At 43.4% G+C, this 25140-nt stretch carries 23 protein-coding genes; 12 read left to right on the top strand and 11 right to left on the bottom strand.

Annotated features, from left to right (window positions below; all coding sequences use genetic code 11):
• Positions 1–43: 43 nt before the first annotated feature.
• On the bottom strand, positions 44–943 hold the full coding sequence (locus tag MMA19_RS03295; protein ID WP_240205500.1) for a LysR family transcriptional regulator: 900 nt from the start codon (positions 941–943) through the stop codon (positions 44–46).
• A gap of 142 nt (positions 944–1085) precedes the next feature.
• Between MMA19_RS03295 and MMA19_RS03290 the strand changes: the two genes are divergently transcribed.
• Positions 1086–1724, top strand: coding sequence for an NAD(P)-dependent oxidoreductase (locus MMA19_RS03290; protein WP_240205499.1), 639 nt, complete (start codon positions 1086–1088; stop codon positions 1722–1724).
• A 68-nt stretch (positions 1725–1792) separates the two neighbouring features.
• Here MMA19_RS03290 and MMA19_RS03285 read toward each other — a convergent pair whose 3' ends face one another.
• Entirely contained in the window at positions 1793–2689 is an 897-nt protein-coding gene (locus MMA19_RS03285; protein ID WP_171392289.1) for a LysR family transcriptional regulator, read from the bottom strand.
• A gap of 135 nt (positions 2690–2824) precedes the next feature.
• Here MMA19_RS03285 and MMA19_RS03280 point away from each other — a divergent pair, with 135 nt between their 5' ends.
• The 6 genes from MMA19_RS03280 (at position 2825) to MMA19_RS03255 (ending at position 10173) form a co-directional block, all read left to right on the top strand.
• Complete coding sequence (locus MMA19_RS03280) at positions 2825–3253, top strand: PACE efflux transporter (RefSeq protein WP_240205498.1); 429 nt, start codon at positions 2825–2827, stop codon at positions 3251–3253.
• A 233-nt stretch (positions 3254–3486) separates the two neighbouring features.
• Positions 3487–4443 carry a sensor domain-containing diguanylate cyclase gene (locus MMA19_RS03275; RefSeq protein WP_240205497.1) on the top strand — a complete coding sequence of 319 codons (957 nt, stop codon included), beginning with the start codon at positions 3487–3489 and terminating at the stop codon, positions 4441–4443.
• Positions 4444–4640: 197 nt separating this feature from the next.
• Positions 4641–6437, top strand: coding sequence for an extracellular solute-binding protein (locus tag MMA19_RS03270; RefSeq protein WP_240205834.1), 1797 nt, complete (start codon positions 4641–4643; stop codon positions 6435–6437).
• A gap of 9 nt (positions 6438–6446) precedes the next feature.
• Positions 6447–7535 carry a microcin C ABC transporter permease YejB gene (locus tag MMA19_RS03265; RefSeq protein ID WP_240205496.1) on the top strand — a complete coding sequence of 363 codons (1089 nt, stop codon included), beginning with the start codon at positions 6447–6449 and terminating at the stop codon, positions 7533–7535.
• Complete coding sequence (locus MMA19_RS03260) at positions 7536–8558, top strand: ABC transporter permease (RefSeq protein WP_006069525.1); 1023 nt, start codon at positions 7536–7538, stop codon at positions 8556–8558.
• Between the two features lie 10 nt (positions 8559–8568).
• Positions 8569–10173, top strand: a complete 1605-nt coding sequence (locus MMA19_RS03255; RefSeq protein ID WP_240205495.1) for an ABC transporter ATP-binding protein — start codon at positions 8569–8571, stop codon at positions 10171–10173.
• Positions 10174–10244: 71 nt separating this feature from the next.
• On the opposite strand, the gene MMA19_RS03250 is transcribed toward MMA19_RS03255, so the two are convergent.
• Together MMA19_RS03250 and MMA19_RS03245 are read right to left on the bottom strand one after the other, a co-directional pair.
• Positions 10245–10784 carry a hypothetical protein gene (locus MMA19_RS03250; protein WP_240205494.1) on the bottom strand — a complete coding sequence of 180 codons (540 nt, stop codon included), beginning with the start codon at positions 10782–10784 and terminating at the stop codon, positions 10245–10247.
• A gap of 363 nt (positions 10785–11147) precedes the next feature.
• Positions 11148–12065 (bottom strand): LysR family transcriptional regulator, encoded by a 918-nt coding sequence (locus MMA19_RS03245; protein WP_006069528.1) that lies wholly within the window; start codon positions 12063–12065, stop codon positions 11148–11150.
• Positions 12066–12222: 157 nt separating this feature from the next.
• On the opposite strand from MMA19_RS03245, the gene MMA19_RS03240 reads away from it, so the two are divergent.
• Positions 12223–14220: a methyl-accepting chemotaxis protein gene (locus MMA19_RS03240; RefSeq protein WP_240205493.1), complete on the top strand. Its 1998-nt coding sequence runs from the start codon at positions 12223–12225 to the stop codon at positions 14218–14220.
• A gap of 65 nt (positions 14221–14285) precedes the next feature.
• Here the strand turns inward: MMA19_RS03240 and MMA19_RS03235 are convergent, their stop codons facing one another.
• On the bottom strand, positions 14286–14753 hold the full coding sequence (locus tag MMA19_RS03235; protein WP_006069530.1) for a YjiG family protein: 468 nt from the start codon (positions 14751–14753) through the stop codon (positions 14286–14288).
• Entirely contained in the window at positions 14750–15487 is a 738-nt protein-coding gene (locus MMA19_RS03230; protein ID WP_006069531.1) for a nucleoside recognition domain-containing protein, read from the bottom strand. Before MMA19_RS03230 ends, MMA19_RS03235 begins: the two co-directional genes overlap by 4 nt.
• Positions 15488–15812: 325 nt before the next feature.
• On the opposite strand from MMA19_RS03230, the gene MMA19_RS03225 reads away from it, so the two are divergent.
• Entirely contained in the window at positions 15813–16988 is a 1176-nt protein-coding gene (locus tag MMA19_RS03225; RefSeq protein ID WP_240205492.1) for a hypothetical protein, read from the top strand.
• A 49-nt stretch (positions 16989–17037) separates the two neighbouring features.
• On the opposite strand, the gene MMA19_RS03220 is transcribed toward MMA19_RS03225, so the two are convergent.
• Positions 17038–18183, bottom strand: a complete 1146-nt coding sequence (locus MMA19_RS03220) for a cupin domain-containing protein (RefSeq protein ID WP_240205491.1) — start codon at positions 18181–18183, stop codon at positions 17038–17040.
• Positions 18184–18341: 158 nt separating this feature from the next.
• Here MMA19_RS03220 and MMA19_RS03215 point away from each other — a divergent pair, with 158 nt between their 5' ends.
• Positions 18342–19001: a DUF3313 family protein gene (locus tag MMA19_RS03215; RefSeq protein ID WP_240205490.1), complete on the top strand. Its 660-nt coding sequence runs from the start codon at positions 18342–18344 to the stop codon at positions 18999–19001.
• Positions 19002–19050: 49 nt separating this feature from the next.
• Here the strand turns inward: MMA19_RS03215 and pstB are convergent, their stop codons facing one another.
• From pstB to pstS, 4 genes are read right to left on the bottom strand one after another with little or no spacing between them, the layout of a single operon-like run.
• Positions 19051–19911, bottom strand: coding sequence for a phosphate ABC transporter ATP-binding protein PstB (pstB, locus tag MMA19_RS03210; RefSeq protein ID WP_006069535.1), 861 nt, complete (start codon positions 19909–19911; stop codon positions 19051–19053).
• Positions 19912–19913: 2 nt separating this feature from the next.
• On the bottom strand, positions 19914–20750 hold the full coding sequence (gene pstA, locus MMA19_RS03205; protein ID WP_062461158.1) for a phosphate ABC transporter permease PstA: 837 nt from the start codon (positions 20748–20750) through the stop codon (positions 19914–19916).
• Positions 20747–21676 (bottom strand): phosphate ABC transporter permease subunit PstC, encoded by a 930-nt coding sequence (gene pstC, locus MMA19_RS03200; RefSeq protein ID WP_240205489.1) that lies wholly within the window; start codon positions 21674–21676, stop codon positions 20747–20749. The genes pstA and pstC overlap by 4 nt, the downstream gene beginning before the upstream one ends.
• Positions 21677–21729: 53 nt before the next feature.
• Positions 21730–22773 (bottom strand): phosphate ABC transporter substrate-binding protein PstS, encoded by a 1044-nt coding sequence (gene pstS / locus MMA19_RS03195; protein WP_031493758.1) that lies wholly within the window; start codon positions 22771–22773, stop codon positions 21730–21732.
• 332 nt (positions 22774–23105) lie between these two features.
• Between pstS and MMA19_RS03190 the strand changes: the two genes are divergently transcribed.
• Complete coding sequence (locus tag MMA19_RS03190) at positions 23106–24485, top strand: HAMP domain-containing sensor histidine kinase (RefSeq protein ID WP_006069539.1); 1380 nt, start codon at positions 23106–23108, stop codon at positions 24483–24485.
• Positions 24482–25114, top strand: a complete 633-nt coding sequence (locus MMA19_RS03185; protein WP_031496042.1) for a response regulator — start codon at positions 24482–24484, stop codon at positions 25112–25114. The genes MMA19_RS03190 and MMA19_RS03185 overlap by 4 nt, the downstream gene beginning before the upstream one ends.
• Positions 25115–25140 lie beyond the last annotated feature (26 nt).

The following is a 25140-nucleotide window of genomic DNA, read 5'->3' as shown; positions in this document are numbered from 1 at the left end:
GGCTCCTAAATAAGGAGCCTTTTTTGTTTGTGTAACGGATGCACTAGTTAGAGGTATCCGCTTTAATATCATTACTCCAAAAATCGGCAAGAAAATCTATAAACTGTCGAACGATAGGTAATTGGTAACTCCTTGAGAGATATACTGCCCAAAGTGTACTGGTTGGAATAGCGTAGTCTTTTAGAATTGGGGTAAGTGAACCCGATTCGATTAGCGGATTTGCCAAGTCACAAGGCAGTAAGACGATTCCCTTATCTCTTTGCGCTGCTTTTACTAATACGCCTAGATCATTTGCCTTTATGTTTCCACTAACGTTAACTGACACTGTCTCACCACCTTTGACTCCCTCCCAAGAAGTACGCTCCAAATGGAGAAAGCAGTTGTGATTGCTAAGATCATCAAACCGCGTTGACTCGCCATGTTTTTCGATATAGTTTTTTGAGGCACATATCAGTGAGTCGATAGACATGAGTTTACGAGCAATAAGATTGTCTGCTGGTTTGTTGGTATAACGAAGTGCGATGTCGATACGCTCGTCAACTAATTCAGCAAAACTGTCCGAGGCAAAAAGCTGAATAACAACGTTGGGGTGCTGTTCTGTGAACTGCTCAACAGCATCCAGTAAGATGTTTTGTGTTAAGCCAATAGGCGCCGCAACACGAACCGTACCGGAGAGATAAGGGGTTTGTGGCTGAGATGAGAGTTCTAACTGTGACGTTTCGTGCAAAATGCTTTCACATCGCGTCAGTGCTTGTTCACCGGCTGTCGTTAGACTGACTTTGCGTGTGGTTCGGTGAAGTAACCGCTGCTCCAACCACTGTTCTACTTCGTTAACGTGACGAGAAACTTGTAAGCGACTTAAACCAAGGCGTTCGGAGGCCTTAGTGAAACTGGCGCAGTGAGCTACCTCGACAAAACTGCGCATCGCTGTAAGTCTATCCATCATCGGCTCCTGTTAGATAAGAAGCTTATTAGTAACTCAACTAGATACAAACTGCATCAATTTTGTGAATTTATCTCGAAAAAAGGTTCTATTAGACTGTTAACGTCATCAAGAAAACACCAAACAAGACGGAGAGATAATTATGAAAGTAGCAGTAGTAGGCGCAACAGGTTGGATTGGTAGCCATATTTTAAACGAAGCTAAACAGCGTGGTCATGAAGTTGTAGCACTGGTTAGAGAAGTGAATCGAGTTGAAGATCCAGATATTGAAGCTAGAGCGTTTGACCTCATAGCGCCTATCGGCGAGATGGTCGACTCATTATCCGGTGTCGATGCCGTGATTGCTTCCATCGGCGGACGTGCGAAAGGTAACCACGATATTGTGAAACAGGCAGCTAAAAAGCTACTCACGTCAGTCTCGGAAGCGAAAATAGGGCGTTTGCTGTGGGTAGGTGGTGCTGGCTCTCTGGAAGTTGCACCGGGAGTGACTTTGATTTCAACGCCAGAGTTCCCTGAAGAATATAAAGCTGAAGCCATCGCACAGGGGGAAGCGCTTGATGTGTTCAAACAAACAGCCAACGGCGTGAATTGGACATTTGTATCACCAGCTGCAGAGATTTTTCCGGGAGAAACGCTATCAAAATACCGTACTGGTGGTGAACAGTTATTGCTTGATGAACAAGGCAACAGCCGAATTTCAGTAAGCGACTACGCTAAGGCTATGATTGATGAGTTAGAGTCTAATCAACACCCAAACCAGCGAATTGGTGTGGCTTATTAGTAATCTGATATTTATTAACAGGTGATTTGGCCAAAGATGACAAACCATCTTTGGCCCTGTTTTCAGTGTTACTGCCATTGATTATCAGCAAATTGATGTTGTTGTAATAGTTCAATAAGAGCGTTTAGTACCGGGCCATTAGTACGACTTCGTGACACAAGACAACCAACCGTCGTCACCCAGCCACTTTTTTCATGAGCCACAGGTAATGCAACCATTCTCCCTTCAGCCATAGGCTTCTTAACTAACATTTCAGGTAAGTTAGACCATCCCAATCCTTCTGAGACCATATCAACGAGCGTTTTGTGGTCGTTGGCGTACCAAATATTAGAGCTAATGCCGTAGGTAAACCATAGCTCCTGTTTTTCAACACTTCGGTGGACACATTGCCGAAAATGCTTTAAGTCGGAGTCCTTGACCACTGGCAATCGTGTGAGTTCGTGGTTTGGAGCGACAACGGTTAAGAAACGAGCTTGACCGAGGATGAAAATATCCATGTCTACTTTTAACTCACCGTCGGCATAAACAATACCTATCTGTGCTTTGTCTTGCCGAATGAGTTCTTCGATATCAAACGTTGAGGCGCAGATAAGCTCGAAGTTAGTAATAGGGAACTGAGCCGCCAATGGGGACAACAGTTTAATAAACTCCTGACTCATCAAGCTATCGTCGACAGCAATGGTCAGTTCGTGTTCTGAGTCATTAGAAAGAGCTTCGATCTTTTGGTCAAAGTATTTTTGCTGATGCAATATAGAGCGAGCAATAGGAAGAAGCGCTTTGCCATTTTCGGTGAGCTCGGGCGTGTTTTTTTCTCGACTAAATAAGGTTTGATCAATGGCGATCTCCAAATTAGAAATGGCTTGGCTTACCCCTGATTGGGCTCTTTTAAGCTTACGGGCTGCGGCGGAAAATGAACCGTGCTCGCAAACCGCTACAAACACTTTAAGCTGCTCAAAACTGTACATTGTGATACCCCAAAAAATCGAAATGCCAATTTAGGCTATCACGATGTGTGATGATTGTTAACTTTCTATATTGCTGAGAATACCGATAATCACTGCATACGATGTCCCCAAACAAAAAATAGTGAGGAATTTATAATGGGAATAGTAGAACGTATCTTTCATTCAGTGCTTTTTGAAGCGTTGGCAGTGACGTTTTCAGTTATCGGATTGGCGTTGTTTACCGACCATGATGTTGCTGCATTATCAGGAACCATGATAGTTATTGCCACTATGGCGATGTGCTGGAATTATATATTTAACATGATGTTTGACTCTTTTGTTCAAGGAGAAAAGACTCTGCGTTCTTTTAAGACGAGGGTAGTTCATGTCGTTCTTTTCGAAGCAGGTCTATTGCTGGTTACTATTCCTGCGATGGCTTACTTACTTAACGTTTCTTTACTAGAGGCGTTTGTGATGGATATTGGTGTCACGATTTTTATTACCATCTACGCTTTCTTGTTCAACCTGGTCTATGACTATGCTCGTGTTTGGATAGTTACCAGCCGTATAGAAATGGCGAAATAACCTATGAAGACAAGACAGAGTGAACTGTCAAAACGCTCTGTCTGAAAACACGGATAGTCTGCACGAAAGTTGACCTGTGCAGCTCTAATCATGTGATGTTGGTTCAAAAATGTGGAGCGTCTACCAAATTTAAACTTTTGGCTTAAAAAAAGGGATCTCGTCGAAGCAATATCGCTAACTAGGGTTTAGACTCTATTATTCGATATTCAACGTTATGCACTTTTTTACGATTTATGCTTGAACTTATATTGTCAGCACATCAAGGTTCCTCCGAAGAATTACTAGGCTTATCCGAAGTCTTTGATGCGGTGGACGCTTATATCTTCATTAAAGACAATAAAGGGAAGTACCAGTATGTGAACCGCAAAGTGCTCGACAACTTTGATGTCACAATGAACGGCATAAAAGGCAAAACGGATTGGCACCTGTTCAACTTCAGCGTTGCTAAAAAAATGCGAATCAATGACAAAAAGGTGATTGCAACTAAGAAGCCGACGCAGCAAAAAATCCCTTTCAATATCGATAATCAGGAGTTGTACCACTTAACGGTTTCGTCACCCATTATCAAGAACGGCAAAGTGCTTGGAGTTATTGGGTTTGCTGTTGATGTCTCAAAGGATATGGAAGAACGTCAGACCCTGCTAGAAGAAGCTAACACCGATGGCCTTACCGGATGTTTCAATCGACGTTACCTGCATTTAGCCTTAGAACAGCAAAAACAGAACTTCGCTCAGAGCCAAACGCCAAGTTCACTGCTTATTATTGATGTAGATCGCTTTAAACCAATTAATGATAAATATGGGCACTCTATAGGAGATAGAGTATTAATTGATGTCGTTAAGGTTATTAAACGCTTCACGCGTGAAGAAGATATGCTGTGCCGATATGGTGGTGATGAGTTTGTACTTTTGTTACCGGGCAGCAATATCGATCAAGCCTATGCTTTAGCGGGGCGTTTGTCCGAAAAAATAGACAAGCTAACCTTTAAGAGCAGTGGGGGTAAGTCGTTCAATGTTTCTTGCTCCATCGGGGTAGCGACTCATACGGTCGAAGACGCGAACATCATTGAGCTGGCTGATAAAGCTTTGTATGTCTCGAAGAAAGGCTGTTCAAAAAAAGTACATATGCATTGTCCTAAAACTCAACAAATCCTTCATTGTCACTATTGTGATGCAGAAGTGAGCGCCTAGCTCCAACTGTTGCAAAGATTAACCGTTTATTAGCACGCTAGAGCCTTCCTCCCCTTGAAAACCCCGTGAAATACAGCTATTTATATCAGTATAAATACGTTTAAGCATCACGATGATGATAAGAAGAGAAAGGACGTTTCAACTCGGCCTTTCTCTATTTTGGGGAGAAAGGAATGGCGCTATTGAAGAGAGCAGCAATGGCTGTGGGAGTTGGTTTATTCACGAGTAGCGTATGGGCTGCCAATGTAATAGAGACGACAACCTTGGTGGGTTTTGGAACCGCAAAATACCCCGCAGACTTTAAACACTTCGATTATGTCAATCCTGACGCACCCAAATACGGAAAAGTAACCTACGGCCAAAACGGCACGTTTGATAACTTCAACCGATACGCCTCTCGCGGACAACCTGCTGCCGCTACTGGTAACCTCTACGATACGCTTATGTTCTCTCCAAGCGATGAGATCGATGCATTTTATCCTCTGATTGCTGAGAAAGTGCGTTACTCAGACGATTACTCGTGGCTTGAAGTCGATATCAATCCTAAAGCGAAATTTAACGATGGTGTTCCTATTACCGCCAAAGACGTTGAGTTTACTTATGCCAAGTTTGTAAAAGAGGGGGTACCGCAATTTCGTGCGTACTATAAAGACGTTAAAAGCGTAAAAGCAATTTCTGATCTCACTGTGCGTATAGAAATGTCGGTTCCAAATAAGGAAAAGTTATTCAGTTTAGCGCAAAGTACTCGTGTACTGCCTGAACACTACTGGAAAGATAAGAACTTTTCTGAGCCGCTAAACGAACCGCCTGTTGGCAGTGGTGCTTATAAGATCGTCGATTATAAGATGGGACAATCTCTAACTTACCAACTCGATGAAAACTATTGGGCAAAAGATCTTCCGGTGAATGTCGGACGCAATAACTTCAAAACGATTCAGTACGATTATTATCGTGATGACACGGTTATGTTAGAAGCATTCAAAGCAGGGGAGTTTGATTTTAGGGAAGAGTCCAGTGCTAAGTTTTGGGCTAGTTCCTATAACGGTGTGAATTTTGATAAGGGTTATATCAAGAAAGAAGAGATTGAGCACCACAAACCAATGGCTACTCAAGCATTTGTGTTTAACACTGAGCGTCCTGTATTTAGCGACCCCAAAGTACGCGAAGCTCTAAACTACGCCATGGATTTTGAGTGGATGAACAAAAATATGTTCTATAACCAGTACACTCGAACTCGCAGTTATTTCCAAAATACGGACTATGAAGCGAAGGGGTTACCATCTGAAGCAGAACTTGAGGTCTTAAATAAATATAAAGGTAAGATCCCAGAGCGCGTCTTCACCGATGAATATAATCCACCGGTCACCGACGGGTCAGGTCGCATCAGACCACAAATGCGTAAGGCCTTTGCACTGTTAAAAGAAGCCGGCTGGCAGTTAAAGAATAAAGTCATGACTAACATAGAAACGGGTGAGCCGCTGAGCTTTGAACTATTGATTTATAGCCCAACTTCCGAACGATTCGCGATTCCGGTGCAAAAGAACATGCGTGCGATGGGTATCGATATGCGCATTCGTACTGTCGACACTACACAATACTTGAAACGTTGGCGTGATCGAGACTTTGACATGGTCTCATCTCGTTACACAGCACATCCATATCCAAGCTCTGACTTGAAGATTGTTTGGAACTCTAATTTCATCGATTCGACCTATAACCAAGCGGGCGTTAAGGATCCTGTTATTGATGATCTGACTGACTTGATTGAACAAAATCAGCAAAACCCTGAAAACTTATTAGCGTTGGGAAGGTCTTTAGATAGAGTACTTCAGTGGAACTTTTACATTATCCCTCAGTGGTATATCAAAAAATACCGTGTAGCCACTTGGGATAAATTTGAGCGCCCTGATGTCTTACCTACTTACGACTTAGGTGTCGATACTTGGTGGGTGTCTAAAGAGAAAGCTGAAAAGCTTCCTGCAAAACGTCGATAAGAGGGATAGATGGCGGCTTATATATTCCGGCGCTTGTTGCTGGTGATTCCAACACTTTGGGCAATTATAACCATTAACTTCTTCATTATTCAGATTGCACCTGGAGGGCCTGTAGAACAGGCTATTGCTCAAATGCAAGGTCTGGAATCTGGAGTCATGGAGCGCTTTAGTGGCGGCGGGAGCGAGGTTGATCTTGATTCAGGCCCTAGTGATGAAGCAACGGGATACAAAGGTTCCCGTGGGCTAGATCCTGAAGTTGTAGAGGCAATTAAAAAGCAGTTTGGTTTCGATAAACCAATGCATGAACGCTATTTTGACATGCTCAAAAACTACGCGATGTTCAACTTTGGAGACAGTTTGTTTCGTGGCGGTAATGTCATAGACCTCATTAAAGAGCGGCTGCCAGTATCGATATCATTGGGGTTATGGAGTACCCTGATTATCTACTTGATATCGATACCATTAGGCATTCTTAAAGCGATACATCATGGATCTCGCTTCGATATTTGGTCGAGCGCCGTTGTCATTGTCGGTTATGCTATCCCAGGCTTTTTGTTCGCTATTATCCTCATCATCTTTTTTGCCAGCGGCAATTATTTCAGTTGGTTCCCATTAAGAGGTTTGGTGTCGAGCAACTTTGATCAATTGACTTGGTATCAGCAAATCGTCGACTATTTTTGGCATTTAACCTTGCCGATTCTAGCTATGGTTATTGGCGGTTTTGCTACGCTCAGTATGCTGACCAAAAACTCTTTCCTAGATGAAATTAACAAGCAATATGTGGTGACAGCTAGAGCGAAAGGGCTTGATGAAAGCAGTATTCTCTACAAGCATGTATTCCGAAATGCAATGCTGATCATCATTGCCGGTTTCCCTAGTGCTTTTATCAGCATTTTCTTCACCGGTTCTATGTTGATAGAGGTCATGTTCTCGCTTGAGGGGATAGGGTTACTTGGTTTTGAATCTACTATTCAACGTGATTACCCCGTGGTATTCAGTTCTCTCTACATTATGACGTTACTAGGTCTGATCTTGAGTATTATTTCTGACTTAACTTATACGTGGGTTGACCCTCGTATCGACTTCGAGGCGCGTTAAATGGCAATGAATCCTCTTACAAGAGCTCGTTGGCAGCGCTTTAAAGCCAATAAACGTGGGTACTGGTCAACATGGGTATTCTTCGTTCTTTTTTTCTTGAGTCTGTTTGCTGAGTTTATCGCCAACGATAAGCCGCTACTGGTGGAATACGACAACCAATGGTATTACCCAATTTTCACACAGTATGCAGAAACCAAGTTTGGTGGGGAGTTTGAAACAGAAGCTGATTATACTGACCCATATGTTATTGACCTTATTGAGGAAAAGGGCTTTATCATTTGGCCGTTAATCCGCTTTAGCTACGATACCATCAATTACGATATAGTGGCATCAGTTCCGTCTGCACCGGATAACGTCAACTGGCTGGGTACAGATGATAAAGGTCGGGATGTGTTAGCTCGGATTATTTATGGCTTTCGAATATCTGTATTGTTCGGCTTTATCCTAACCATAGTATCCAGTGTGATTGGTGTTGCAGTGGGTGCGACACAAGGTTATTACGGAGGTTGGATAGATTTATTCGGACAACGCTTTATTGAAGTGTGGTCTGGCATGCCGACTCTGTTCTTATTGATTATCTTATCGAGTTTTGTTGAACCAAACTTCTGGTGGCTACTGGGTATTATGGTGCTATTCAGTTGGATGAGTTTAGTTGGTGTCGTTCGGGCTGAATTTCTAAGATGCCGAAATTTCGATTACGTGAAAGCGGCTCACGCCATGGGCGTAGACGACAAGCGAATCATGCTTAGGCATATGCTACCCAATGCGATGGTTGCGTCACTGACGATGATGCCATTCATCCTCTCTGGCTCAGTGACTACGCTAACGTCGCTAGACTTCTTAGGGTTTGGTTTACCCGCAGGGTCGCCGTCGCTAGGTGAATTGCTTGCGCAAGGTAAAGCTAACCTACAAGCGCCTTGGCTTGGTTTATCGGCGTTTGCCGTTCTATCGATAATGTTAACGCTACTTGTATTTGCTGGTGAAGCGGTACGAGACGCATTTGACCCTCACCAGCAAGGTTAATAGGCAACGTATGACAAAAGATGATCCAAAACACGTACTTGCTATTGAGGACCTTTCCGTTGGGTTTGGTAGAGGTAAGCAAGTAGAACAAGTGACCTATGATGTTTCCCTAAAAATCCGCAAAGGGGAAACTTTAGCATTAGTAGGAGAGAGTGGTTCAGGTAAATCGGTAACAGCCAACGCGATCCTTAAGCTGCTGCCGAAAGGCTCTAGCCACTATCTAAACGGTCACATTACGTTTGATGATATTGATATGCTTAATTGCTCCGAGCGGCAACTTCGAGGTATTCGAGGTGGTCGCATCGGAATGATTTTCCAAGAGCCGATGGTGTCATTGAACCCGTTGCATAAAATAGGCAAACAGCTGGTAGAAACTTTAGCTATTCACCGAGGTATGAGAACCAGTAAAGCAGAGTCGCTGGCGATTTCATGGCTGAAGAAAGTTGGCATTCGATATCCAGAACAGAAGATCTTAGCCTATCCACATGAGCTTTCCGGTGGAGAGCGTCAACGTGTCATGATTGCCATGGCGCTGATTAACGAGCCTGAACTCCTAATCGCTGATGAACCTACCACAGCACTAGATGTGTCGGTCCAAGCACAGATTTTGGACCTTCTGAAAGATCTACAACAAGAACTCGGCATGGCGATGCTGTTTATTACTCATGATTTGAGTATTGTGCGCCGTATTGCTGATAGAGTGGCGGTCATGCAACAAGGGCGTTTGGTTGAGGTTGGCGAGTGTCATCAAGTGTTTAATGCACCTGAACATCCTTATACACAAAAACTGATCAACTCCGACCCTAGAGGCTTACCCGTTGAGGTCTCTGCCTCCGCGAAACCACTGCTTGCTGTTGATGATTTGAAAGTTTGGTTTCCTATCACGGGTGGCTTGTTCAAACGCGTTGTCAGTCATGTCAAAGCAGTAACCAATATGCAGTTTGAACTTAAGCAGGGTTACTCGATTGGCCTAGTTGGAGAGAGCGGTTCAGGCAAATCAACGACGGGCATGGCGATTCTTAAGTTAGTTCAAAGTGAAGGTATCATTGAGTTTGATGGCCAAGACATTCAGACGTTAGACCGCAAAGGTATGTTGCCTTTTAGAAGCCGAATGCAGGTTGTGTTTCAAGATCCTTTCTCAGCACTAAACCCAAGAATGTCTGTGGCACAGGTCATTGGAGAAGGATTAAGAGTTCATTTTGAGCACGACGATGCAACTCTAGACAAGATGATTTGTGACGTGATGCAAGAGGTGGACTTAGACCCTGAAACAAGACACCGATATCCAAATGAGTTCTCTGGAGGACAAAGGCAGCGAATTGCGATTGCAAGGGCATTGATTCTCAAACCAGAATTTATCTTGCTAGATGAGCCTACGTCTTCTTTAGATAGAACGGTGCAAGCACAAGTTCTTGATTTGCTCAAAGAGCTACAAATAAAACATGGGCTGACTTATCTATTTATCAGCCACGATTTGAATGTTGTAAAGTCACTTTGCCATTACACCATCGTAATGAAAGATGGCGAAATTGTAGAGCAGGGCGATACACAAACGCTGTTCGCAACACCTCAGAAAGACTACACCAAAACCTTGGTTTCTTTATCGGCATTCTAGAATTGCTGCAAAAAATCCCCCTACCAAAACAGAGTGATAGGGGGGAGCTACCGATGAAATTTGGTAAAAATTCAAAAGCTCCAGCCGATTCGTGTAATTAAGTGAGTGAGCTGCCCATTGTGAGAGTCCACCAAGCTGGTTTCAAAACCTCCTGACAGAGTTAAACCAAAATCGAAACTAGCAAGTACTCCGGTGCCGAGTGCAAGAGCTTTGTTGTCCTCATTTTTATAACGATAATCACCCACACCGCCTGAGAAATAGAACGCGACGTTATCAGTAAATCCGTAAGAAGCACCGAGCATATAGGTTTGAAGTGACGGCTTTTCTCCACGTATCTCAGAGTATTTTAAGTGTTGGTAACTCAATAGCGGCGCCCAGCCATCCTTACTAGGCATTTTTCCAGCCATTGCACCGATATTGTGTTGTAGAGAGTTGCTCCACGTGTCACTCCAGGCAAAGCCAACGGACACGAAGAGTTTGTTTTTGTCGTCACTGTTAATAGTGTCTTCTTGCTTCGCTTCCGCAAATGAAAGCCCACCTAAGAAAAGGAATATCGTCGCAACTAATTTGGATACCCAAGACGGCTTAGCTTGCTCTAATTGCATATTCATATTGTCACTTCTATTGAAAGTTGAGGTTGAAACCAAGTTCGTAAGTACCTTCTATGATTTGAGACTCACTAAGACGAACACGGTGTTGTCCGTATCGATACTTCGCAAGTGTTCAAAGTATTTAGGTTCAAAAGTAAGAGTTAAGTCGACGTGATAGCTGCTAGGTTACAGTGAGGCATCCAACATAATTCGCTCGTTGCTTCATACATTCGAAGTTGACTCTGTTTAAGCCCACAATAGACCTCTCTTACAAGGAGGCGAGTTTACGCTGGATGCTAAGGTATTCTAATGAAAGGGGGGAATAAGGCTGATTACCCATAGTTATTAATAATCAAAGGTAGTGGAACTAATAGTTAAATGGAATTACTCCAGTAATATGTCGAGGAGTTTGTTGTGCAGCCAGCGAGTCGTGGCATTATTGCGGTTTTTATAATGATAGAAGGCATTAATGTCAGTATTGACGGTCTCACTAGCAAACAATATTTCTAGTGAACGAAGTCCGGGGTGGGCGTCAAGGTTTAGGTATCTTGAGCCAGGGAAAAGCACGTCACTATTTTTCACGATATCAATTATTGCTGAAGGGAGCTCAGATCTAAAAACGATGTTGGCTTCAATTCCTCGTAGCTTCATCATTTTTTCAGAATTAGAAATATTTGAGTTCCAATCCGCCGCTATTAAAGTCGCGATTTCAAAATTACCACCCTCAAGCAGATCTACTTGGTTTCTATCAAACGGGTGCTCATTCCTTACGTAGGCACGAAAATCATCAGAAACCATAAATTTCTGAATGAGTTCTTTTGGTGCGTGCGAGATACTGTAGTTAAGTCCGATATGAATGTCATCATTAACAATATCTTGCAGAGTAGTCTTACTCCAGTTCAAAAATTGTATTTGTACTGATGGTGCCTCTCGACGCAATGAATGAAATAGCTTGGTAGCAATACCTGAAAGGAAAAATGGGGAAATGGCGATCTTAATTGTTCCTTCAAGTTTAGCCGGGTCAAACTTTGAGGAGTGGTTTAGGGCGTTCGCCAGTTCATCCATTAGAGGAGAAATAGATTCCGCCAATTGTGAAGCTTTTTCAGTAGCTCTAAGGCCATGATGCGTTTTCACAAATAGTTCATCATCGAAATGGTCACGAAGCCTTTGAAGTGCTTTACTAATGGCGGGTTGCGACACAAATAATCTTTCAGATGCCTTACGCATATTTCGTTCTTGATTAAGAATGATAAAGGTTCTTAAAAGATTTAAGTCGAGGTTGGCGAACAAGTCTTTTGCCATTAAAGGTCCCCATATACTGCCTAGCTTTTATTCAATACTAAGTACAAACACTTACCTTCGCAAAGAGTTGGTAACAAATCGTAAAACAAAACATTGAATTTTTGAGATAGATGCCGATATAGTGATGAATTAATCAGGATTTTATAGAGGTTTAAGGATGAAGCTCTCGATATCGGGTAAGCTCAGAACAAGTTTTCTGGCGCTTGGCGTACTTTTTATCGTCTCATCACTTTTTGTGTATCGCAGTGTAGAAAGCGTGCAAGCAGACACCCAGTCTTTGTTATTACATGACCTTCCAACGGTCGATGCCAGTCGGCAACTTGGTCAGTCTATTCAAGAAACGGTTTCAGAATTGCGAGGCTTTCTGCTCTTAGTGGGCTCTGAAGAGCAAGTCGAAAGCTATCGTGGAGAGGTTCTCTCAAAGATAGATCTAGTTGATATCCAGTTGATTAGCTTGGAGTCATTGATTTCTGCTCAGCAATACCAAGTCATCAATGATGAATGGAGCACAATTAAAGCAACTTCAGCTGATATTTTAGCAATAAGCCATACCGATGAAAATTTACCGGCGCACTCTCTATTTATTAATGAAGCCGCTCCTATTGCCGAAGTGGCTCTCGATCAGTTGCAAGGACTGATCAATGATGAAGCCGGAAAAACGGAAGGTGGAGAGAGAAAGCGACTCTTTAAGCTTTATGCCGATGGTTATAACTCTCTCGCAAATGCATTAGCGGCGCTACGTGACTACTTGCAATATGGTGCGCAAGATTATCTAGATAAGTATGCGGACTTGATGAAATTCCACGATCAAGTCGTGACCCAAATCGGTTATAAGCAATCGTTCATGAGTGATAGTGACCAGAGTTTATGGTCTCTATTTAACGAAATGAAAGCCTTATACGTTCCGCTCGCAAAGCAAGTTATTGAGATACGACAATCGGATGGTTGGAATCGCTCGAATAGTCTGATGTCTGATACCTTGCTGCCTGCGATTAATGTGGTTCAAAATGAACTGAATGGTATCGTTAGTGCACAACAACAAAAAGCGTCATCGACAGAACAAAGTATCAGTAGTAGCGTGACCGCACTTATTACGGTGTTAGGTATCAGCTGTATTGCGGTACTTGTCGCAGCGTTTGTCATTTCTCATATTATGGGACGCCAAATAGGAGGGCGTATTTCCCTTATTGTCAAACGAGCTCAAATTATCGCGGAAGGTAACGTCTCCAGTGAACCACTGGCGGTGTCTGGCAGTGATGAGCTTGCTGATTTGACCAAATCTATTAACGCTATGAACCATGCGCTGGCAACATTAGTTGGTCAAGTTACCAATAGTGTAGAAGCTGTTGAACTGAGGATGGGCGATTTAACTCAAAACAGCCGTGAAAGTTTGACTAAAGTTGAACAGCAGTCACAACATGTCGATGAAATAGGTCACTCTTTGTCTGAGGTTGCGGTAGGGTCTGAACAAACGGCCAGTCAAGTACAGTTGTCGTCCTCGGCATTGGTTGATGCGAAACAAGAACTAATTTCTGGTGAGGATGTGTTGACCGAAAACCATACCAACATGACTTCGTTAGTCACGACCATTGAAACAACTCAGCAGCTAGTTGAACAATTAAGTAATGAGAGTCAAGCGATCGGTAAAGTGACTGAGGTTATCGAAGGGCTAGCAGAGCAAACCAACTTACTGGCACTGAACGCAGCGATAGAAGCAGCGAGGGCTGGAGAACAAGGGCGAGGCTTTGCCGTTGTTGCTGACGAGGTGCGAATGCTGGCTAGTAGAACGACGGAATCGACAACGGAAATCAACACTATCATTCAAGCTATTCGAACTTCCACAAGTAAAGTTGTAGAGCAAATCAATGTCGGCACTACCATAGCATCCGAAGCTATGGAACAAACTAGTGGCGCATTGAGTCGAATTCAATCATCTGGCGAACAGGTAGAGCTCGTAAATGACCAGATGGCAAGCTTAGCGGCAACCGCGGAGCAGCAGGCGGTTGCTACTCAGTCTATTTCGAAGCTTGTTAACGAGATTAATGAATCGCTTAAATTAGTAGCGGAACAATCTCGCACAACAAACCATGTGACGGAGCAAGTCACCAGCCACGTAGGGGAGTTGCACGCTCAAGTCGCTAAATTCAAGGTCTAGCAAACAAAAAATGCCCTTCATATGAAGGGCATTTTCCTAACATATATATGTTAAGCGCTGCTGAGTTACACCAAAATGTTCATTAGGAACATAGCGCCAAACGCGTTCAACACAGAAATTGCAATCATTACTGGGATATAACGACCCTCTGTACCGATTGGTCCCATGATACGTCCCATATATTGAATTTGAGAACCCATCAAATAGATAGCTGGAGCTAGGATGGCAATATGAGTGCCGTTTAGAATGCCTTGGTCGAATAAAGTGATTACCACACCTACGGCACCGCCCATAGACATCCAAGCACCGATAAGTACAGCGGCAGCTTCACCCGGTAGGCCAAATACAGCCATCACAGGAGAGAATAAAGCGCCCATTGCATCCAATGCACCCGTTATCTGTAGCGCTTTAATAATGACAAACGCCATTAGAACGTTAGGGACTGTAGACGTAGTTGCAATAACCCAACCTTTCTTAGCACCTTCAACAAAGATGTCCGTCACCATAGGTTTTTTCGCTTTTACTTCACTCATGATGTCGCCTCTTGTTTAGTCATAGTTTCGTCGTCTTTATTCGACTTGTCTTCTTTACCTTCAGTGATATTTAGGTAAACACGGAATAGATTGGCACCAACAAACTTAAATAAGAACATAACGGCTACTGCTAAACCGATTGAGGAAGAGACAGCTAGTGAGCCGTCCATCATCGTTAACGTAAACAGCACCGCGCCAGAAGAGAAGAAGTTAACAATTGCTGCGCCGGCAGTGAACTGGAACATAGTGAAGACATCCGTTTCGCGTTTGGTCAAATGACCTTCGTCTTTCAACTGTCGAGTCATCGCAGCACCCGCATCAGTACTTTGAAGTGAAGCGATAAGTGCCAAGCCAGAGTTTCCAGGGATACCCATTAAAGGACGGAGAAGAGGAGAAAGAAGTTTGCGAGCCGCATCAAGTGCCCCGTAGTGCTCTAAAACATTGATCATGCCCAGTGCAAACATAACGGTTGGAATTAGTGTTAGTGCAAAAATGAAACCGTCACGAGCACCGCTACCACCAACACCTCGAAACGAAGTGGTAGCAGCTTGTACGCCAGCTTCCGTTTCAGTTACGTTGTGGGCAACTTGTCCAAATGCTCCGTTGAGTGTTGTAAAGTCAAATACCCCATACCATTCGTTGGATTGGAGTAACCCAGAGAAAAACACAATAGCAAAAGCTAGCGCAATGTAGCTTCCTATCGTTACCTTACGTTCTTTAGTTGAATCAGTCATATGACAGCCTTGAGATAGTGGAACAGTGTGCATATTTTGAGGAGTTTGATGTGCTAGAGAGATGATCGCGGTCAATTAGAATATGTATTTATATGAAGCGACTGTAACAAAATATATATCTGTGAATTAGCTTTGAAATTAGATATAGCTCTGCTAATCCCAAGGTTAAATTTTCTAATGAGAGGGCGGAATATGTATTCAATTTGGTTAAGGAACAGAGTGGGCACTAGTCATAGTATGTTACTTAACTATCCCGTGTTTTACTTATTTCGCAGCAGCATAATTGGGACACTTTGGGATACTTTTAGACATTAGGTTCCTAATTATGATGGAAAAACATGGTATTTCGTATTGGTACGCAGCAGCGTTTATGTTTGGTGCGGTGCAGTTGGTGGCGTTACCGATTTTGATTCCAAGTCATATATTTGAAGTAACAGGGTCGATGGCACATACTGGCGCAGCTCTAGCCTTTGTGGGGCTAAGTGGTTTTGTTGCGCCAATCATAGGCAGTGTGATAGATCGTCTGCGAGCTCATGCCTTAGCGCAGAAGCTCGCCTTGTTGAGTCACGTTGTTGCGATGGTTATTTTTGCGTTTGTCCCTCAAACATTGGCAATGTATTTGGCGACGTTTCTTGTCGGCTTGGGCTCCATCACTTTAATGACGGTTAATCCTACATTTATCGTGGTTGCGGGTTACAACGACGAACAGCAAGCTCTGCGTCTTACTCGAATGAACCAAAGTATTTTTGTTGGTGCAGTGATGATGGGAGCAATACTCCCCTTGAGTATAAACCTGAGCTCTCAAGTAGCATTTCTTGTCGTCGCTATTACCGCGGTACTCTCATTAATGATCAGTGGAATTGACAGTAAGAAAGCGGCATCACGTTTGGTACTAGAAGAGACGACTGAGTCAGAAACAACGGAAAAAGGTCATTGGAATGCCACGTTCGTGACGTTTTTATTGGCGGTGTTCATCGCTATGATTGCGAGTTCCAATCAGGTGGCGCAAGGTCCTAATCTATTTGAAAGCTTATTCTCAATCGATAAGTCAGCAACTTCATTATTACTGGCATTCTCCTCTGTAATTAGTTTACTAACGTTGGATATCGCAGGTCGAGCGTTAACCAAATTTGGTGCAGGGAAGGTATGGATAGTCGGTTTAATCGGTTATGTTGTCGTCGGTTTGGTATTGTCTTTACTGGCGACAGGGCACGCGCGATTTTTCTACTTGCCGTTAGTCATGCATTTGTTGTTTATGCAATGCTTATCTATGGTCGACATGGTTAAACCGGCTATTGTCGCCAAAGTAACCACTCTGCCTCCGGCTTCTACACAAGGCTTGCTACTGTTTGCTATCGCGGGCAGTTATGCAACTGGTACAACGATGGGTGGAATCACCGCAGAATGGTTTGGATTAACGAGTATCTTTAGTTTAGTTACAGGCGCTTCAGCGATTGCTGGGCTGTTTGCTGTACTTACGTTATCAAGAATCAAATTTTAGAAGGAAAATTGGCGTGTTAACGGTAAACGCAGCCACGCCATTATGCTAGTTATTCAGCAAACCAATAGCCTTTATTGACTAGTTCAGTGATTAACGAAATCGCAGCGGAGTTTTGTGTTAACGATTCTCCGCTGTTTTCAAGACAAATAGTCTCTTGGTTAGAGAGCAATTCTGCGAAGCTAGTTAACTCTTCAGGGATCTTGAACATTTCACCGTTTACATAAATCATGTTCGGCTCGGCTTCGTGTGAAAGTGTTCTTAATCCAGCGACTTTGAATATAGCGCCACCACTTTCTAGGTGCTGATACACATCCTCGCAACTCCACTTTGAACTAGGTTCAATAATATTAAGTTGGTGTCGAGATTGGCTCAGCATGCATCCCATGAAATCTTTGATAGTGTCTTCGTCATCCAGTTTCGCTTTTAGCATGCTGACAAGGGAATCTAAGTCGCTTGTTGAAATCTTACCAAAGTTATCTTGTGTGCGAAGACCGGGCTTGTGGAGATGCTCATCACCATAATCGTGAGCCAAAATGTAATCTGCGAAGTTACTAATAAGTTCTTGTTCTTTTGGAGAGCGGAATCCAACAGAGTAGCTCATTGAAGGTTCAAGGGCGTATCCATCGTGTGGGAAACCAGGTGGAATGTAAAGAATGTCACCGGGTTCCAAAATGTCATCAATTTCTGCTTCGAAAGATTCGATTTGGCGTAGCGCTTCATGGCGCTGAGTTTCTTTATACTGTCCAACATCTTTTGCGCCAACTCGCCAGTGACGTTTTCCCATGCCCTGAATAATGAATACATCATATTGATCGATATGAGGACCAACACCACCACCCTCGACAGAGTAGCTAATCATTAGATCATCAAATAGCCATTGCGGCATAGTTTGAAAGGGTTTAACAAGTTGCGCTGCGCCGTCATGCCAATGGTTCGCCGCCTGAACGATAAAAGACCAATTACTCTGAGGTAGAGAGGCGAACTTATCATCACCAAAAGGACCGTGTTCGGCTAGCCAATTATTATCAAGATTAGATACAAAACGTGAATCGACCACCTCTTCCATCGTTAATCCTGCAAGTTCTTCGGGAGTGAGAGGATCTTGGAATTCAGCGAATCCCCCCTTGATGATTGTTGGCTGTTTTTGCCAATAATTGCGTAAGAACTCGTCGAGAGAGATGGTCAATTTATACATGGTTTTACCTAGTCTTCGTTTGATTGCGGAGGGATTCTAACAAAAACAGCTAGCAACACCCACGATAATCACGATGGCTCACGTTTTTCACTCTCGACACTGTTTATTAAGTGAGTGGCGCCTATGCTTGAAAGGTGACAATTGAGGAGGTCCGGAGCTTGAAAGTAAAAATCTTGGTGTTATCGATGATGTTAGCCGTGACGGGATGTACAAATACGCTTCCAACGCAGTCAGACTATAAGCCGCAAGACAATTATCGACACTTTGCGGTGGAAACCATAGGTACGTATGACGGCGTTTCTTGGTATGAACAAGGCTTTGGTCTCAATAACTACGCTGCTCTAGAATTAGGAACCGTCACCGCGGAGCGTAAAGCAAACCAAGCGTATGTGTCACAGAGTGTCGTTGATACATTGCGCTCTGAACTTGAGCAATCGCTACGAAAGCGAATAGAAAATCACTCTGTGAAATCATCGATGAATAGCAAACAAACTCTGGAAGTGGCTGTTGATGTACAGAACATTGAAGGAGTTTCCGGTGCAGTGAAGCCAACGGATTTCATTCCTATTGGTGCGGTTATCGATTTAGCTAAGGTTGTTTCAGGCACACGTGATCGTAACCTGCGATTGATTGTGTCCGTCGAACTTGTTGAGAGCGAGAGCAAACAAGTAGTAGGAAAGAGATTATTCGTTATCACTGATAAAGGGGTATTGGAGAATCGAAACTCAGAAATAACAGTAAAGTTACTTGAGCCAGATGTTAAAGAAATCTCTGATAACGTTTCTGCTTTCATCGAATATTTGAGTCAGAGAAGTTAGCCCACTCGATAAGAGCGGGCCATGAAGATGAGTCGTTGGTTGCGTAATACTAACCAAAGTCCCCTGAAATATAGCGCCTTGTGCGCTCGTTTGCCGGGTTATGGAAGATGGTCTCAGTAAGGGAAAACTCTTCGAGTTCTCCCAAATACATAAAGCCTGTGTAGTCAGAGATACGCATTGCTTGTTGCATATTATGTGTGACGATAACGATCGTGTATTTCTCTCGTAACTCTGTGATTAAGGTTTCTATTGCGGCAGTCGCAATAGGATCAAGCGCCGAAGTCGGTTCATCCATCAAAATAACTTCAGGCTCAAGGGCAATCGTACGTGCAATACATAGCCGTTGCTGCTGCCCACCCGAAAGGCCATTCGCATCGTGATGCAACTTATCTTTTACTTCTTCCCATAGGTGCGCTCGTTTAAGTGCCGATTGAATACGAGCGTCAATCTCGGCTTTTGATAGCTCGCCTTGTATCTTTAACCCAAACGCCATGTTGTCGTAAATAGACATTGGGAATGGTGTGGGTTTTTGAAATACCATCCCGACTTTAGAACGCAGTTCATTTACATCTGTATTAGAAAATATGGATTCGCCATCAAGAAGAATCTCACCTTCTGCGTACTGGTTACCATAAAGATCATAAATGCGATTTAAGGTGCGCAGTAGCGTGGATTTTCCACAGCCTGACGGTCCAATTAGTGCCGTTACTCGGTTTTTATATATCGGCATCGACACATTCTTCAATGCAGGATTTAGCCCTTTAGCATAGAAAAAGTTTAGATTTTGAATATCCATACGGTGTGTCAGATTAGACACGTCGTTGGCGTTGTTTGTCTCACAATCAAGGGTAGAAATGCAGCTTCCAAGAATGGATTGTTCGCTATTTTGAATTATGTTTGCAGTAGCCATACTTATGCCTTTCTCGCTTTTAGAAGTTTCGGCAAAGCTGTTGCCGTGATATTTACAATCAAAATAAAGGTGGTAACGATGAGAGCGCCCGCCCATGCCAGTTCTTGCCAAGAGGCGAAAGGACTCATAGCAAATTGATATATGGTGACAGGCAAGTTAGCCATTGGTTTGCTCAAATCAGTCGTTAAGAAACTGCTGTTCAATGAAGTGAAAAGCAGAGGAGCCGTTTCGCCAGAAATACGTGCGACAGACAGTAATACGGCAGTCATAATTCCGGGTCCAGCGGCTCGATATCCAAGCTGGGTGATGACTCGCCACTTCGGAGCGCCTAGGCCACTTCCTGCTTCTTTCAATGTTGGTGGGACCAAGCGCAGCATCTCTTCTGTCGACGCTACGATCACAGGCAACGCCAATATTGCTAATGCAATTGCACCTGCCCAGCCTGAATAACCTCCGGTTGGAACCACGATAACCGCATAAACAAACAAGCCAACTAGGATTGAAGGCGCACTCATAAGCATACCGTTTAGGAAGCGAATTGATTCGGCAACTTTATTGCCAGGCTGAGCCTCTGCTAACCATGTTCCAGCAAGTACCCCGATAGGTGTAGCTATGAGGATACCGATAGTGGTGAGCATTAAGCTCCCTAATAGAGCATTTTTGAGTCCACCATGACTGCCAGGACCTGGAGTAATCTCAGTAAAGACTGCCCACGTGATGCCTTTGATTCCTTCACCCACTAAGGTATACAGTACGCAAGCCAATACAAACACACCACATGCTGCAGAGAAGGTACAGAATGCGAGAAACAGCTGATTCTTTAGCTTTCTTATTTTCATGATGCTTTCCCTACTAGACGACGAGCAAATCCCATCACGAAGAACGTAATAAAGAAAAGTACAACGCCAAGCGCAATCAGTGATGCAATATGCGTTGGGTCGGTGGCTTCATTAAACTGCTGAGCGATTGTCGATGAGATTGATGCAGCAGGCATAAAGAAAGAAGTTTCAATACGGTTTGCACCCCCAATCACAAATGCGACTGCCATGGTTTCGCCTAGTGCGCGACCCAAACCCAAGATACCAGCGCTCACGGTTGCATTTTTCACTTTAGGAATCAGTACCTTGGTAATCACCTCAAAAGGTGTCGCTCCGGTACCATAAGCTGCTTCTCTCAACACATTGGGGATAGACTTTAGTGCATCTCGTGTAAGTGACGTCATGATTGGTAAAATCATGAAGGACAGAATAATGCCCGCAGTAAGAAGTCCGATGCCAATAGGCGGACCATTAAACCAAGGTCCGATGATGGGGATTTCAATAAGGTGTTGACCAGCCCAGGTTTGGAAGCCATTTGAGAACCAAGGAGAAAAGACAAAAAGACCCCACATACCATAAATAATGCTTGGAATAGCCGCTAGCAATTCGATCGCTTTACTTACCGGTACGCTGACCCATTTAGGCGCTAACTCGGCGAGAAATATTGCTGTACCTAAGGCAATAGGGACGGCAATAATAATGGCAATTAGTGATGTCACTAGAGTACCGTAGATGGCTGACGCAGCACCGAACTGGCCTCGAATCGGATCCCACACGTTATGGAATACAAAGCCCGGTCCGAATTCTTTAATTGCAGGCCATCCTCCATCAATGAGTGACAGTAAGATTCCGGAAAGAGTAACAAGAATAAGTAGGGCACTAGTAAAGCTCAATCGTTCGAAAATTGAGTCGCCATTTACTTTGTTGGATAAAGTTAAAGTAGTCATAATACTGGGAATACGAGCCTGAACCTCGAGAGGCTAGGCTCGTTAATAGTGAATTATTTAATAATGGCTTGATTGTTGGTTTTTAGACTTTGTTTCCAAGTGTCATTAACCATGCTAACGACTTTCTTCGGCATTGGAATATAGTCGAGTTCTTCAGCAGCTTTGCCTTGGGTATAGCTCCATTCAAAGAACTTAATAATCTCTTGTGCTTTCTTGGCGTCAGGTTGGTCCTTATGCATTAAGATGAAAGTTGCGGCGGTCATCGGCCACGAATCAGCTCCCGGTTGGTTGTTAAGAAGTAAATGATATCCTGGAGCGTCTTCCCAATCGGCGTTTGCGGCAGCGGCTTGGAAGGTTTTCATGGTTGGCATTAGATATGCACCATCGCGAGCCTGCATTTGTGTGTACGCCAAATCATTTTGTTTAGCGAATGCATATTCTACGTAGCCGATAGCACCACGAGTGCGCGTAACGAAGTTGGCGACACCAGCGTTACCGTTTCCACCAATTGCCGTCGCTGCCGAGGGCAATGCGATGTCTTTGCTTGCACCGATTTTTTCGTGCCATTCTGGGCTAACTTGATCAAGATATTCAGTGAAATTGAATGTAGTACCTGACCCATCAGAGCGGTGGACAACATAAATAGGTTGGTTCGGGAGCGCTATATCTGGGTTAAGTCCCGTAATAGCTTTATCGTTCCAGTTCTTGATATTTCCTAAGTAGATATCAGCTAATACTTTGCCTGTCAGTTTTAATTGACCTGCCTTGATACCTGGGAGGTTGATTACAGGGACAATCGCGCCCATGACCATAGGAAATTGAATCATGTCTTCTTTGTTCAACTCTTCGATGGTAAGCGGTGCATCTGTCGCGCCAAAGTCTACCGTTTTTGCTGTGATCTGACGAATGCCACCACCAGAACCGATAGCTTGATAGTTGATCTGGATACCCGTTTCCTTTTGGTATTGCTCAGCCCACTTTGCATAGATTGGATGAGGGAAAGTCGCGCCCGCTCCGTTAATAGTGGTCTTTGCTGCCAAGCCGAATGATGCAGTGACTAACACAGAAGACAAGAGAGCTGATCTGATAAATTTCACAATATATCTCCGATATAATTCGTTTAGTGTGGGCCATTAAAAAGGAGTAATACTTTTTAATGGCCCGGTTTAGTTTTGTGTTCAAATAAAACTAAGGTGATTGAAACTACTCAATCCATTAATCGGTATGTACCAATCAACAAAGCGGAGATTAAGAACCAAATATTACAGTTATATTAATCGAGTACGTGACAGTGCTATTTAACGCAAAGGTTTATATAAAACGATGCCTATCTGATAATAAAACTTCACAATATTTTACTTGGTTGGTTTAACATGTAATACTTCTATTAACAGGTAACTTAACGATGTGAATTAAAATATTACAAAGTATGGATGAATTACTTACTTTTTCAGTTTATTTGGTTTATGGACTCGCTTTCTTTGCGATCTTTTTCGCTATATTGTTCCGAGACCTGAGTCAAAGTCGTATTTCAATGGCATCGGCACTACCGACGCTTGCTGCGTTCGGTTTATTACATGGTCTACATGAGTGGTCTGAGCTTTATCTTGTTATTTACGCTGACGACCTAGAAAGTGTCACGGGCTTAGCAACCTTCAAAGTCGCCAAGTTGTGGCTGTCGTATATTGCATTGGGTGCTTTTGCGTGGCAGTTGCTTTCAGTAACCACTTGGCGGCAGATAAGATGGATAAAAGCATTAGGTTGCGCTGCGTTTATCTATTTCATGTTCAGTGTGGTTATCCAGTACTGGGCGTTAAGCTATAGCGAATACCTGCAACTGATTGCCAATCAAGTTCGCTTGATTTTTGGCTTTGGTGCTGCTTGTTCAGCAGGGTTAGTGATGTATGTTTACGCGAATGAGCTTGAACACGAAGGGCATGGTGCTTCAAAACCGTTTAAATTAACTGGACTCGCATTAGTTTTATATGGCATATCAGCAGGAGTACTTACTGCCGAGTTTGGTATCTGGGTGATAATACTGCGAACGGTTAGCGCAATACTCATACTCATCTTCATTTGGAGAGCTTTGCGAGTCTTTGATCGTGAACGAGATATACAGTTAGAAACTCGGCTTCAGCAGTTACTGCATGACGTGAAACTTCGTGAATTGGGAGAGCTATCGTCAGCCGTGGCCCACGAAATCAAGACACCACTCTCAAGTGCAACGATGGGCTGTGATATTCTTGAGCGTCAGCTACCTGAAAACGATGTATATCAACGCCAGTTGACGCGAATTCGTACTGGGCTTGAACGAGCTGCAGATATCAGTCAAGAAGTCCTAAATTACGCACATAAAAAGCCCGTATTACGAGAACGAGTGAACGTACAAGACGTGATTTACAATACATTTGAGCTTAATCGATTTCGACTTGACGGCACTGACTGGCAAGTAGATTGTCAACATGGTTTAGAGGTAGTTGGTGATGCTCAAGCTTTGCAAGATGTAATTTCTAACCTGATATCGAATGCTTGTGATGCTAGAAAAGATGGGTTAATTATAACCTTTAAGGCCTATCAAGAGCAGTTGAACGCAGTCCTAGTGTTTAAAGATAATGCTGGCGGTATGAGTAAAGAGATCATTGCGAATGCTTGTAAGCCATTTTTCACAACGAAACCAAAAGGTGAAGGGACAGGGATGGGGCTTGCTATAGTGAATCAATTGGTAATGCAGCACAATGGGTCAATGAACCTCTACAACGAAGGTTGTGGTTTGACCGTAGAAATAAAACTTCCGAGATATTTGAAATGACACTGAGATTGTTACTAGCTGAAGATGACAAAGAACTGCAAGAAGCATTGATTGAAGCACTTAGCCTCGAGTCATTTGATGTCGTTGCATTTGATAATGCCGAAGATGCCATTGAGGCTGCATTGGTACAACATTTTGATGTTGCGTTACTCGATGTGGTGATGCCTGGTATAACGGGCATAGAAGCGTTATCAAGTCTTCGTCGAATTCACCCGAACATTGGCATAGTGATTTCTACGGCATTTGCGACGGTAGATGTTGCTGTGGATGCGATGAAAAAGGGAGCGGACGAGTTTCTTACTAAACCTTTTAACCTCACTACGGTTTCGACAACCTTGAAACGAATTCATGCTCAGCGATCTCCTAAGTCCCCTAAGCTAGAGCGGGATGATGATTTAGTGTTTAGCGCTCTGTCGAATCCTATTCGACGACAAGTGCTTAAACAATTACGACTGCATCGTAAAATGAAGTTCATGGATCTATGTCGAGTAGTGGGGGTAGAAGATCACACCAAATTCAATTTTCATTTGCGTCAATTAGTTAAAGCCGGGCTGGTGTTTAAGGGTGAAGGGAAAATTTATTCTTTGACCCAAATGGGGCTGCAAGTCCATTCAGGGTTATTAAAATAATGATGGGGGATTTAATTGATATAACA

This window comes from Vibrio sp. CyArs1 (genome assembly GCF_022432925.1).
GTDB classification, from domain to species: Bacteria; Pseudomonadota; Gammaproteobacteria; order Enterobacterales; family Vibrionaceae; genus Vibrio; species Vibrio mediterranei.
This window is presented reverse-complemented; position numbering and strand designations above follow the sequence as displayed.